Source organism: Pseudomonas sp., assembly GCF_030690725.1.
GTDB lineage: Bacteria > Pseudomonadota > Gammaproteobacteria > Pseudomonadales > Pseudomonadaceae > Aquipseudomonas.
The window spans coordinates 56,629-69,518 of record NZ_JAUYGD010000067.1 but is presented as its reverse complement, the minus strand read 5'-3'; the positions used below and the strand labels follow the sequence as shown (position 1 = coordinate 69,518).

12 protein-coding genes are annotated in these 12,890 nt (G+C 62.6%); 5 read left to right on the top strand and 7 right to left on the bottom strand.

The genetic code is table 11. The annotated features are described in order from the left end of the window. The first annotated feature begins 100 nt into the window (after positions 1-100). Entirely contained in the window at positions 101-2,470 is a 2,370-nt protein-coding gene (locus Q8O69_RS17005) for a DNA polymerase II (RefSeq protein ID WP_305593403.1), read from the top strand. A 48-nt stretch (positions 2,471-2,518) separates the two neighbouring features. Further along, positions 2,519-3,679 (top strand): AAA family ATPase, encoded by a 1,161-nt coding sequence (locus tag Q8O69_RS17000; RefSeq protein WP_305593402.1) that lies wholly within the window; start codon positions 2,519-2,521, stop codon positions 3,677-3,679. A 92-nt stretch (positions 3,680-3,771) separates the two neighbouring features. Here Q8O69_RS17000 and Q8O69_RS16995 read toward each other — a convergent pair whose 3' ends face one another. The 7 genes from Q8O69_RS16995 to Q8O69_RS16965 all read right to left on the bottom strand — a co-directional run bounded on the left by Q8O69_RS16995 (position 3,772) and on the right by Q8O69_RS16965 (position 9,592). Further along, a complete protein-coding gene (locus Q8O69_RS16995) occupies positions 3,772-4,671 on the bottom strand; it encodes a DMT family transporter (protein ID WP_305593401.1) in 900 nt (299 codons plus the stop codon). A gap of 147 nt (positions 4,672-4,818) precedes the next feature. Then, positions 4,819-6,039, bottom strand: coding sequence for an organoarsenical effux MFS transporter ArsJ (gene arsJ / locus Q8O69_RS16990; protein ID WP_305593400.1), 1,221 nt, complete (start codon positions 6,037-6,039; stop codon positions 4,819-4,821). A gap of 168 nt (positions 6,040-6,207) precedes the next feature. Continuing rightward, entirely contained in the window at positions 6,208-7,212 is a 1,005-nt protein-coding gene (locus Q8O69_RS16985; RefSeq protein WP_305593399.1) for an ArsJ-associated glyceraldehyde-3-phosphate dehydrogenase, read from the bottom strand. A 24-nt stretch (positions 7,213-7,236) separates the two neighbouring features. Continuing rightward, entirely contained in the window at positions 7,237-7,563 is a 327-nt protein-coding gene (locus tag Q8O69_RS16980; protein ID WP_104739579.1) for a YnfA family protein, read from the bottom strand. 7 nt (positions 7,564-7,570) lie between these two features. Next, the gene (locus tag Q8O69_RS16975; RefSeq protein ID WP_305593398.1) at positions 7,571-8,065 is read right to left on the bottom strand and encodes a cyclin-dependent kinase inhibitor 3 family protein; all 495 of its coding nucleotides are present in this window, start codon (positions 8,063-8,065) and stop codon (positions 7,571-7,573) included. Positions 8,066-8,083: 18 nt separating this feature from the next. Then, on the bottom strand, positions 8,084-8,794 hold the full coding sequence (gene arsH, locus Q8O69_RS16970) for an arsenical resistance protein ArsH (RefSeq protein WP_305593397.1): 711 nt from the start codon (positions 8,792-8,794) through the stop codon (positions 8,084-8,086). Positions 8,795-8,818: 24 nt separating this feature from the next. Next, the gene (locus Q8O69_RS16965; protein ID WP_305593396.1) at positions 8,819-9,592 is read right to left on the bottom strand and encodes a metalloregulator ArsR/SmtB family transcription factor; all 774 of its coding nucleotides are present in this window, start codon (positions 9,590-9,592) and stop codon (positions 8,819-8,821) included. Positions 9,593-9,708: 116 nt separating this feature from the next. Between Q8O69_RS16965 and Q8O69_RS16960 the strand changes: the two genes are divergently transcribed. From Q8O69_RS16960 to Q8O69_RS16950, 3 genes are all read left to right on the top strand, one after another. Beyond that, positions 9,709-10,782, top strand: a complete 1,074-nt coding sequence (locus tag Q8O69_RS16960) for an ArsO family NAD(P)H-dependent flavin-containing monooxygenase (RefSeq protein WP_305593395.1) — start codon at positions 9,709-9,711, stop codon at positions 10,780-10,782. Positions 10,783-10,833: 51 nt separating this feature from the next. After that, entirely contained in the window at positions 10,834-11,907 is a 1,074-nt protein-coding gene (arsB, locus tag Q8O69_RS16955) for an ACR3 family arsenite efflux transporter (protein ID WP_305593394.1), read from the top strand. Between the two features lie 174 nt (positions 11,908-12,081). Beyond that, a complete protein-coding gene (locus Q8O69_RS16950) occupies positions 12,082-12,840 on the top strand; it encodes an ABC transporter substrate-binding protein (protein WP_305593393.1) in 759 nt (252 codons plus the stop codon). The last annotated feature ends 50 nt before the right edge of the window (positions 12,841-12,890 follow it).

Genomic DNA, 12,890 nt, shown 5'->3' with positions numbered 1-12,890 from the left:
TTTGTCTGTGCCCGCTTGGCAGTCGCCAAAACACTGTATAGGCATACAGACAAAAGCCCGCGTAGAATTGGCCGATCAAAAATCACTAGAGAGCAGCGCGGTGGACTTACAACAGGGCTTTCTGCTGACCCGGCACTGGCGTGATACGCCGGCAGGGACGCAGGTGGAGTTCTGGCTGGCCACCGATAACGGCCCACGGCATATCCGCCTGCCCTATCAGCCCTCGGTGGCGTTTATTCCGGCGGCGCAACGCGAGCAAGCCGAGGTCTTGCTAAGCAAAGAGCGCGGCGTCGAGTTGCGCCCGCTGGGCCTTAAGGACTTTCACCAGCGCCCGGTGCTGGGCCTGTATTGCCAGCAGCACCGCCAGCTGATGGACCTCGACAAGCTGCTGCGCCGTGCTGGCGTTGAAGTGTACGAGGCCGATGTGCGCCCGCCGGAGCGCTACCTGATGGAGCGCTTTATCACCGCGCCGGTGCTGTTTGCCGGCACGCCCGAGCCGAGTGGCAATGGCCTGCTGCTGGATGCGCAGATCAAGCCCTGCACAGATTACCGGCCAAGCCTCAAGCTGGCCTCGCTGGATATCGAAACCAATGCCTTCGGCGAGCTGTACTCCATCGCCATCGAGGGCTGCGGCCAGCGCAACGTGTATATGCTCGGTCGCACGCCGGAACAGCCGCCGGATGTGGATTTTCAGCTGGAGTACTGCGCCAGCCGTGGCCAGCTGCTCGAACGCCTGAATCAGTGGATGGCGCTACACGACCCGGACGCGATCATCGGCTGGAACCTGGTGCAGTTCGACCTGCGCGTGCTGCACGAACATGCGCGTAGCCTGGCTATTCCGCTGCGTTTGGGCCGAGATGGCAGCGAGATGCAGTGGCGCGAGCATGGCAGCCGCAACGGCCACTATTTCGCCGATGCCGCCGGACGGCTGATTATCGACGGCATAGAGACGCTGCGTTCGGCGACCTGGAGCTTTCCCTCATTCAGCCTGGAAAACGTCGCGCAGACCCTGCTCGGCGAGGGCAAGGATATTTCCACGCCCTACCAGCGCATGGACGAAATCGACCGCATGTTCCGCGAGGACAAGCCAGCCCTGGCGCGCTACAACCTGCGCGACTGCGAGCTGGTTACGCGGATCTTCGGCAAAACCGCAATCCTCGATTTTCTACTGGAGCGCGCCACGGTCACCGGCCTGCCCGCCGACCGCAACGGTGGCTCGGTGGCGGCCTTCGAGCACCTGTATATGCCGTTGATGCACCGCCGCGGTTTTGTCGCGCCGAACCTGGGTGACAACCCGCCGCAAGCCAGCCCCGGCGGTTTTGTGATGGAGTCGCAGCCGGGGCTGTATGAGTCGGTGCTGGTACTCGATTACAAGAGCCTGTATCCGTCGATTATCCGCAGCTTTCTGATCGACCCGGTGGGGCTGATCGAAGGCCTGCGCCAGCCGGACGATGAGCACTCGGTGCCGGGCTTTCGCGGCGCGCGCTTCTCCCGCAGCCAGCATTGTCTGCCGTCCATCGTCGAGCGCGTGTGGCAGGGTCGCGAGGCGGCCAAACGTGAGCACAACGCGCCGCTGTCGCAGGCGCTGAAGATCATCATGAACGCCTTCTACGGCGTGCTCGGCTCCAGCGGTTGCCGTTTTTTCGACACGCGCCTGGCCTCCTCCATCACCCTGCGCGGCCACGAGATCATGGCCCGCACCCGCGCGTTGATCGAGGCCGAGGGCTATGCGGTGATCTACGGCGATACCGACTCCACCTTTGTCTGGCTCAAGCGCCCGCACGCCCAGGAGGATGCCGCGCAGATCGGCCGCGCCCTGGTGGCCAAGGTCAACGCCTGGTGGCGCGAGCATCTGCACAATGAGTACGGCCTGGAAAGCGCCCTGGAACTGCAGTTCGAAACCCATTACAAGCGCTTTCTAATGCCGACCATTCGCGGCGCAGAAGAAGGCAGCAAGAAGCGCTATGCCGGGATGGTGGCGCACGCCGACGGCAGCCATGAGATGGTCTACAAGGGCCTGGAAACCGTACGCAGCGACTGGTCACCGCTGGCCCAGCAGTTTCAGCGTGAGCTGTACGAGCGGATCTTCCTGCACCAGCCGCACCAGAGCTATGTGCGTGATTATGTCGAGCGCACCCTGAATGGCGAGCTGGATGAACTGCTGATCTACCGCAAACGCCTGCGTCGCAAGCTCACCGACTACGAGCGCAACGTGCCGCCGCATGTGCGCGCCGCGCGCCTGGCCGACGAATACAACGCCCTGCACGGCCGCCCGCTGCAATACCAGAGTGGCGGCTGGATCAGCTATGTGATCACCACCGCCGGCCCACAACCGCTGGAAGCGCGCAGCGCCGCCATCGACTACGACCACTACCTGACCCGGCAACTACAGCCGGTGGCCGATGCCATCCTGCCGTTTGTCGAGGATGACTTCGCCACGCTGATCGGCGGCCAACTAGGCTTGTTCTAGGCAAGCCGCGCCGCTAAAAACCCTTCATTAATTGTCAGGACGACACCCATGCTGCACACCCTCGCCGTCGCCAACTACCGCTCGATCAACACCCTGGTACTGCCGCTGGGGCGGCTCAATCTGGTTACCGGGGCCAACGGCAGCGGCAAGTCCAACCTCTATCGCGCCCTGCGCCTGCTGGCGGAAACCGCCCAGGGCGGCGTGGTCAATGCCCTGGCTCGCGAAGGTGGGCTGGACTCCACCTTCTGGGCCGGGCCGGAAACCATCAGCCGGCGCATGCTCAGCGGCGAGGTGCCGGTACAAGGCGGCCCGCGCAAGGAAGCCCGGCGTCTGCGCCTGGGTTTTGCCGGGGATGACTTCAGCTATGCCATTTCCCTTGGGCTGCCGGAACCCAGCCTGTCCGCCTTCGCCTTGGACCCAGAGATCAAGCGTGAATGCATCTGGGCCGGGGCAAGCTATCGCCCCGCGTCACTGCTGGTGGACCGCGCCGGGCCGATGGTGCGCATGCGTGAAGAGCGCAACTGGCAGGTGATGGCCCAGCATCTGCCGAGTTTCGACAGTCTGTTCGATCAGATCGGCAATGATCCCTCCTGCCCGGAAGTGTTCCAGCTGCGCGAACATATCCGCCGCTGGCGCTTCTATGATCACTTTCGCAGCGATGCCGAAGCGCCCGCGCGCCTACCGCAACTGGGCACCCGCACCCCGGTGCTGCACCACGACGGCCGCGACCTGGCGGCGGCCTTGCAGACCATTCGTGAAATCGGCGATCCCGCCGCGCTGGATGCGGCGATCAGCGACGCCTTCCCCGGCGCACGTCTGCGCATCGATATACAGGCCGGTGGGCGCTTCGCCGTCGAACTGCAACAGGAGGGGCTTTTGCGCCCCTTATCAGCCAGCGAACTGTCGGACGGCACCCTGCGTTATCTGCTGCTGGTGGCCGCCTTGTTAACGCCCAGACCGCCGTCGCTAATGGTGCTGAACGAGCCGGAAACCAGCCTGCACCCCGATCTGCTGCCCGCACTCGGCCGGCTGATTATCGCCGCCTCGCAGCACACCCAGGTCTGGGTGGTATCCCACGCCAGCCGCCTGATCGCCACCCTGGAGCAACACGCCGAATGCAACGCCATCGTCCTGGAAAAACAGCTGGGGCAAACCGTGATCCAGGGTCAGGGCATGCTCGATGAACCGGCCTGGAAGTGGCCGAGTTAACCCTTGGCGGTCAGGGCAGTTTGTAGGGTGGATGACGCTTCACCCATCCACCGCTTGCGATCCCATGGTGGATGAAAAAAGCGTCATCCACCCTACGCTTCACGCGCCACTGCCATCGGTATGGCTTTGGGCTTACGAAACACCAGCACGTTACCGAGCATCACTAGCAGCAGGCCGAACAGCGCCGGCGCCGTCCATTGATAGCCCTCGGCAAACACCGAGATATTCAGCGCTACCACCGGGAACAACACGGTGCAGTAGGCGGCGCGCTCCGGGCCCATGCGTCCGACCAGAGTCAGGTAGGCGGTAAAGCCGATCACCGAGCCGGGAATCGCCAGGTACAGCAAGGTGCCGATATAGCGCGTATTCCACTCGAAGCCGAACGGCGTGCCGCTGACCAGGCAGATCGCCACCAGCATCAGGGCGCCATAGAGCATGCCCCAGGCATTGGTAGTCAGCGGCTTGAGCCCAGCCTTCTGCTGCAGACTGGAAAGCATATTGCCGGCGGAGAAACACAGGGTGCCAATCAATGCCAGACCGATGCCCAGCAGGGTTTCATGACTGGCCTCCTGCCCGGCCAGCTCAGGCCAGAACAACAAGGCCAGACCACCAAGCCCCAGCGCACCACCGGCCAGAACATTGGCGGCGATCTTCTGCTTGAAGAACAGCCGCGCATTGATCGCATTCCACAGCGTTGCTGTGGAAAAGATCACCGCCACCAGGCCGCTGGGTATCCACTGGCTGGCAGTGTAGAAGCACATAAAGTTAATGCAGAACAGGCACAGCCCCTGCGCCAGGCAGATCAGCTGGCCGCGCTTATCGAGCTTCTGCAGGCGGCCGCTTAGCAGCAGGACGGCAAACAGCACGGCAGCCGCCAGGGCAAAGCGATAGGCGATGGACGCAGCAATAGCCACCTCGCCCAGTTGCAGCTTGAGGGCGATCCAGGTGGTGCCCCAGATCAGTACGGTCAACAGATAGAGCGACAGGTTCATCAACAGACTCCCAGTAGATGGTTGAGAGTCTGCGCCCGATCAGCCTGAGTGTTCTTGCACAAACTTGCGCTTTTATGGCCTGCCATCCCTGGCGGCCACCCTACGGGCCGTCGCTACGCGACGTTAAAAATTGCTCCCGGAAATTTTTTAATCCGCCGCCCGATGCCTGGGTAGTCCAATAGAAATCAATGCCGCCAGCAGGACAAAGGCCGATGACACCCACAGGCATGCCTCCAGGCCATAGGCCTGATAGACCCAGCCCGACAGCAGCGTGCCGATCAGCCGGCCAAGGGCGTTGGACATGTAATAGAAGCCGACATCCAGCGACACGCCGTCTTCCTTGGCGTAGCTGACAATCAGGTAGCTGTGCAGCGAGGAGTTCACCGCAAACAGCGCGCCAAACACCATCAGCCCGCCGAGCAAGACCCACTGCGCCGGCAAGTCACTGTTCAGACCCAAGGCAATTGCGGCGGGCAACCCGGCTAGCACGGCAGCCCAGGCGAATGCCGCGCGGCCATCCGGCAACTGGCCGCTGGCCTTGCCGGTGATGGCCGGGGCGAAGGACTGCACCATGCCATAGCCAATTACCCAGGCAGCGAGAAAGCCGCCGACCAGCCAGAAATCCCAGCCAAACACGCTGGACAGATAGACCGGCAACGCGACGACAAACCACACATCGCGCGCGCCAAATAAGAACAAGCGTGCGGCCGACAGAATATTGATCGCCCGGCTCTTGGACAGGATGTCGCGAAACTTCGGCTTGGCCTTGGCCTTGCCCAAGTCCTTCTTGAGCAGCAATAGGCTGGCCAGCCAGATCAGCGCCAGCACGGCCGCCATGGCCAGCACCGCGCCGGAAAAACCGAGCAGCGCCAGCAACGCACCGCCCATAAAGAAACCCACGCCCTTGAGCGCATTCTTCGAGCCTGTCAGGATCGCCACCCACTGGTACAGCGTGCCCTGCTGACTGTCCGGCACCAGCAGCTTGATCGAGCTTTTCGCGCTCATCTTGTTCAGGTCTTTGGCGATACCGGACAGCGCCTGTGCGCCCATCACCCAGGGAATCGTCAGCCAGGGGGCCGGTACGGTAAGCATCAGCAAGGCCGCGACCTGCAGGCCCAGGCCGATATTCATGGTGCGATTAAGCCCCAGCCGCGCGCCCAGATAGCCGCCAACCAGATTGGTCACCACACCGAAAATCTCATAGAACAGAAACAACGCGGCGATCTGCAGCGGCGTATAACCCAGGCTATGGAAATGCAGCACCACCAACATGCGCAACGCGCCGTCGGTAAGGGTAAAGGCCCAGTAGTTGCCGGTTACCAGCAGGTATTGGCGCACTTCGGGGGCTAGGCGGGATAAGGCGTGCATGAGTTTATTCCCTGATCATTCGCGGTGCCTTTGGCCTCTCCCCAAAGGGGCGAGTTTTAAGCGAGGTAGCCCGTAGGGTGGATGACGCCTTTTTCATCCACCATTGCTGTCGGTGGATGGATAAAGCGCCATCCACCCTACGAGGTTTGGCGGTGCTCGCCCTAAGGATCAATCGGCTGCGCCCACCATCCGCGCCAACTCCACCGCACGATTGGCGTAGCCCCATTCGTTGTCGTACCAGGCGTAGAGCTTCACCTGGGTGCCGTTGACCACCATGGTCGACAGCGCATCGATAATCGAAGAGCGCGGGTCGGTGCGGTAGTCGATGGATACCAGCGGCCGCTCCTCGTAACCGAGAATGCCCTTGAGCGGACCGTCAGCGGCAGCTTTAAGCAGTGCGTTGACCTCCTCCACCGAAGTGGCGCGTTCCACCTCGAATACGCAGTCAGTCAACGAGGCATTGGCCAGTGGTACGCGCACCGCGTGGCCGTTGAGCTTGCCGCGCAGCTCGGGGAAGATTTCCGCGATGGCCGTGGCCGAGCCGGTGCTGGTGGGGATTAGGCTCATACCCGAAGCGCGGGCCCGGCGCAGATCCTTGTGCGGCGTATCGAGGATGCTCTGGGTGTTGGTCAGGTCATGGATGGTGGTGATCGAACCGTGGCGGATGCCAAGGTGTTCGTGGATCACCTTAACCACCGGGGCCAGGCAGTTGGTGGTGCAGGAGGCGGCAGTGACGATGCGGTGCTGCGCCGGGTCGAACAACTGCTGGTTGACGCCCATGACTATATTCAGCGCGCCCGACTCTTTTACCGGCGCGCAGACCACCACGCGTTTCACGCCTTGGTCGAGATAGCCTTGCAGCACCGCAACGGTTTTCATCTTGCCGCTGGCTTCGATCACTAGATCGCAGCCGCTCCAGTCGGTATCGGCAATGGTCTTGTTGGCCGTGACCTGGATGCGTTTGCCGTCGATCAGGATGCACTCGCCTTCGCTGCTCGCCTCATGCTGCCAGCGGCCGTGCACCGAGTCGAAATTCAGCAGATGCGCATGGGTCGCGGCGTCACCTGCCGGGTCGTTGATCTGCACAAACTCCAGTTCCGACCAGCCCCAGGCAGCGCGCAGCGCCAGGCGACCAATACGACCAAAACCGTTGATACCTACCTTGATAGCCATAAACCAATTCCCTCTACAACGTGATTAGGCGCTACGCGGCGCAAACATAATGATCGCCATACCGAGCATGGCCACAGCCGCGCCCAGCAGGTCCCAATGGGTCGGGCGAATGCCGTCCACCAGCCACAGCCAGATGATTGCCATCGCCACATACACCCCGCCGTAAGCGGCATACACCCGCCCGGCGGCGGTCGGGTGCAAGGTCAGCAACCAGGCGAACAACGCCAGCGCGGCGGCGGCCGGCACCAGTAACCAGATGCTCTTGCCCTGCTTGAGCCACAGGTACGGCAGGTAACAGCCGATGATTTCGGCCAACGCCGTGAGGGCGAACAGGCCCAGGGTGTTGAGCATGCTCACCTCAGTTGTCGAACTGGGCGAGCCAGCCCACATGGGCCGGATGCTGAATGGCTTTCGGCCGCAGCGCCTGCACCAGGCTAACGGCCTCGCTGCGCTCAATACCCAACTCGATCAGGATGCGCGCAGCAATCAGCCCGGTACGCCCGGAGCCGCCCTTGCAGTGAATGGCGATGGCCTTGTCGGCGGCCAGCAGCTCAGCAATCTGCGCCATGGCCGCCGGCCAGGCGGCGTCGAAATCCGCCTGCGGCACCTGCTCGTCGGCCACCGGCAAGTGCAGCCAGAGCAAACCTTGCGCGGCGCACAGCGCGGGCAACTCGCTGGCGGCATTGAGTTCCAGCTCGGCGGACGGCATCAAGGTCAGCACGGCATCGGCGCCGGCCTGTTGCAGGGTGTTCAAGGCGCTGTCGAGGCTGCTGTCCTTGGTGCCTGGGCACGGCGTGAAGATCAACCGACCGGGACGATTGGCAATGCTGAGAATGTCAAAAGGATGAGACATGCGAAGTAATCCTGAGAATTAAATGGAAGCCTGATTGACCCGTTTGCTCAGCTGCTCGGCCGACTCCTTGCGCTCGGAGTAGCGGTCCACCAGGTAGTCCGTTTGGCCGCGCAGCAGCAGGGTGAACTTGACCAGCTCCTCCATCACATCGACCACCCGGTCGTAATAGGCCGAAGGCTTCATCCGCCCAGCGTCGTCAAATTCGAGAAATGCCTTGGCCACCGAGGACTGATTAGGGATGGTGAACATGCGCATCCAGCGCCCCAGCACGCGCATCTGGTTCAGCGCATTGAAGGATTGCGAGCCGCCGCTGACCTGCATCAACGCCAGGGTCTTGCCCTGAGTCGGGCGCACCGCACCCATGCTCAGGGGAATCCAGTCGATCTGCGATTTGAACACCCCGGTCATCGCGCCATGACGCTCCGGCGAACACCAAACCATGCCCTCGCTCCACAGCACCAGCTCGCGCAGCTCCTGCACCTTGGGGTGATCCTCGGGGGCATCGTCCGGCAGCGGCAGGCCGCTGGGGTTGAAGATGCGCGCTTCGGCACCGAACTGCTCAAGCAGGCGTGCGGCTTCTTCAGTCAGCAGACGGCTGTAGGAGCGTGCGCGGTTGGAGCCATACAGCAGCAGAATGCGTGGCTTGTGTGTGACGGGCGGTTTGGCCAGTTGCTTCTGGCCCGGCAGATCGAGCAGTTCGGGGTCGATATTCGGCAGTTCGGGGCTCATGGCCTTTCTCCAGAAAACAGTGGCTCAGCCGCACAGTGAGGCGCGATCAGGGCGGTCACGCATGCCGTGCAGACGCAAGCGATCCTCGGCCAGTTGTGGATCTTCAGCCTGGAGCACCTGCGCCAGGATCTGGCCAACCCAGGCCGGCAGTTGTGGGTGCAGCCGGTAGTAGACCCACTGCCCGGCGCGGCGGTCCTGTAACAGGCCGCTACTGCGCAGCTGGGCCAGGTGGCGGGAGATCTTCGGCTGGCTTTCCTGCAGGGCAGCGGTCAGCTCGCAGACGCACAGCTCGCCTTCCTGGGCAATTAGCTGGGTCATGCGCGCGCGGGTGTCGTCGGCCAGGCATTTGAACAAGGTGACCGGCGCCAGCATCTGCAGCGGAGCCTGGGCCTTGCTCTTGACCAGCACGAACATCTTGATGCGCTCGTGGATCTGCTGCAGACAGTGCTTGTAGGCATTCTTCTGCCGACTGCTGGCCGGGTCCTCGAAGTCCCAGGCGATGTATTCGCCGGCCCCTGGCAAGGTGCTGCACTCGAACGCGGACTTGTCGCACAGGGTGATCACGTAGTCGAACTGCTGACCGTCGAAGCTCTCCAGCGGCTTGCTGTGCAGGCCCTCTGCGCTCACGCCCAACTGCTCCAGGGCCTGGCGTGCACGCGGATCAACCTCACCAGGCAGAGTGCCGGCGCTAAAAACCTCATAGCCTTCGGGGTCGGTATGACGTAGCAGCGCTTCAGCCATCTGCGAGCGGGCGGCGTTGGCAACGCAGAGAAACAGCACGCGAATTTTTTGGCTCATGGCAGTGGTGCCCGACAAATACGATTTGGCGAATATATTGATATCCGTATATCTTGTAAACCGTATATCTTCACAGCCCGGCACTCGCCACAAGCGAGCAACCAAGGAGCGACTGCATGCCCACGCAAGCCCCAGTGGATGTTCTGATTATCGGCGGTGGTCAGGCCGCGCTGGCGACTGCCTACTTTCTACGGCGCACCCAGCTGTCGTTTCTGCTGCTGGATGATCAGGCGCAACCCGGCGGCGCCTGGCAGCATGGCTGGGATTCGCTACGGCTGTTCTCCCCCGCCACCTGGAGTTCCATCGCCGGCTGGCAGATGCCCAACCCTGAGCCCGGCTACCCGCACCGCGATGCGGTGATTGACTACCTCGCGCAGTACGAGGCGCGCTATCAGTTGCCAATTGTGCGGCCGATGCATGTCGATTCGGTGACGCGAAAAGGCGAGCTGTTTGTGGTCCAGGCCGGCAGCCAGCAATGGCGTTGCCGGGCCTTGGTCAGCGCCACCGGCACCTGGAGCAAACCCTTTATCCCGGTTTACCCCGGCAGTGCCCAGTTTGCTGGCCAGCAGCTGCACTCGGCGCATTACCGCAACCCGCAGGCCTTTGCTGGCAAACGCGTGCTGGTGGTAGGTGGTGGCAACTCCGGGGCGCAAATTCTCGCCGAGGTGTCGAAAGTCGCCGACACCCTGTGGATCACCCCGGAGCCGCCAGCCTTTCTGCCCGATGAGGTCGATGGCCGGGTGCTGTTCGAACGCGCCACCGAGCGCTGGAAGGCTCAGCAGGAAGGCCGGGTGATCGATCAGCCGGTGGGCGGCCTGGGCGATATCGTCATGGTCGAGCCGGTACGTGAGGCCCGCGAGCGTGGCGTGCTGGTGGCCGAGCGGCCGTTCCAGCGTTTTACCGCAGATGGAGTGGAATGGGCCGAGGGTCGCCGCGAGGCGGTGGATGCGGTGATCTGGTGCACCGGCTTTCGCCCGGCGCTGGATCATCTGCAAGGCCTGGGTGTGCTGGAAGCCGATGGCAAGATCGCCGTCGATGGCACCCGCGCCTGCAAGCAACCCGGCTTGTGGCTGGTCGGTTATGGCGAATGGACCGGCGCGGCCTCAGCCACTCTGATCGGCGTCACCCGCACCGCGCGCAGCACGGTCAGTGAAATAGCCGACGCCCTGCAGGGCGATCTGGATCAATAATCCATTACCCGAGCGCCACTAGACTGGTCGCTCAGCCGCAAGGAAACTGCGATGTCCAGCCAGTGTGAAGTGATCGGCAAGCAAGCCGCAGGTGCCCCGCTGGGGTTTTTCGAGCGCTACCTGACGCTCTGGGTATTTCTCTGCATTATCGGCGGCACCCTGCTCGGCCTGTATGCGCCTGAGGCCGCCAAGGCTGTAGGCGCGCTGGAAATCGCCCAGGTGAATATCCCGGTGGGGCTGCTGATCTGGGTGATGATCATCCCCATGCTGATAAAGATCGACTTTCGCGCCATCGGCGAGGTCTACCAGCAGCGCGCCGGTCTTGGCGTGACCCTGAGCATCAACTGGCTGATCAAACCCTTCACCATGGCCTTTATGGCCTGGCTGTTTCTGCGCCATGTTTTCGCCGATTGGCTGCCGGCCGAGCAGATCGACAGCTACGTGGCAGGGCTGATTCTGCTCGGCGCCGCGCCCTGCACCGCCATGGTGTTCGTCTGGAGCAACCTGTGTAAGGGCAACGCCAACTTCACCCTGACTCAGGTGGCGATCAACGACCTGGTAATGGTGCTCGCCTTCGCGCCCATCGTCGCCCTACTACTCGGCGTATCGTCGATCCCGGTGCCGTGGGACACCCTGCTGCTGTCGGTGGTGATGTATATCGTCATCCCTCTGGCCATCGCCCAATTTATCCGCGCGCGCCTGCTGCGCCGGGGGGATGCGACGCTGCAAGCGGTGCTGGCACGCATCGGCCCGTTTTCTATCCTCGCCCTGCTCGCCACCCTGGTGCTGCTGTTCTCCTTCCAGGGCCAGACCATAGTTGCGCAGCCGCTGATCATCGCCATGCTGGCAGTACCAATCCTGCTGCAGACCCTGTTTATCGCCGCACTGGGTTACTGGATGTGCCGCCAACTCAAGGTGCGCCACGATATCGCCGGGCCAGCGGCGATGATCGGCGCCTCGAACTTCTTCGAGCTCGCCGTGGCCGTGGCCATCGTGCTCTACGGCTTCAACTCCGGCGCCGCGCTGGCCACGGTGGTCGGTGTGCTGATCGAGGTGCCGGTCATGCTCTGGCTGGTGCGCATGGTCAATAACAGCAAGGGCTGGTACGAGCGCGCGCAGGGCTGACTGCTCGATCCCAACGGTTAATAGCCATTCACTCGCATGCCCGAAAATGACCATCCAGAGCGGTATATGCGGCGGGTCGACAGCCTATGCCCAGCAGGCTAGCGTCAATACAGGATGCACCAGCAGCATCCGGCCTGGGTCACCGGGCCGTACCTGTAGCCTGAGGTATGCCGCATGCCCGCTCGACTTGGCCACGTGCTCGCGTTTATTGCCCTCTGCCTGATCTGCCCTGCGCTGTTGCATGCCGAAGCCAAGTGGGAGTCGCTGGACTTCATCACCGAAGAATTCCCGCCCTACAACTACACCGAAAGCGGCATCGCCCGCGGCATTACCGTGGATATTCTGCTGGAAGCGGCTGCCAGCGCCGGGCTGCCCATCGCGCGCCGGGATATTCGCTCGCTGCCCTGGGCGCGCGGATATCAGATGGCGCGCAAAGGCCCAGGGGTGATGCTGTTTTCCATGACCCGCACCGAGGAGCGCGGCCCGCAGTTCAAATGGGTCGGGCCGATCATGCCCAGCCGCATCGTGCTGCTGGCGCGCCGGGATCGCCAGATACAGATCAAGCAACCGGCAGACCTTAGCGCGCAGCGCATCGGAGTGATTCGCGATGATGTCGGCCATCACCTACTTAACAGCCTGGGCATCAAAGACCATCAGCTGCAGATATCCGCCAGCGCGATTCAACTGGCCAATCTGCTGCACAACAGCCGCATCGACCTCTGGGCCTACGACGAAACCACCGCCTACTGGTTTATCCGCAACCTGGACATGCACAGCCACGACTTCACCCCGGTGCATGTGCTCAAGGAAAGCGCCATGTATTACGCCTTCAGTCTGGACACCGACGCGGTGCAGCTTACCCGTCTGCAGAACAGCCTGAACGCGCTCAAGCAGCAGCCGCGCTACCTGGAAATTCTCGACAGCTATAAATAGCCACGCCTTGCATAATCTTGCGCTTTTCCACCTGTGGGGGCTGGCACGCC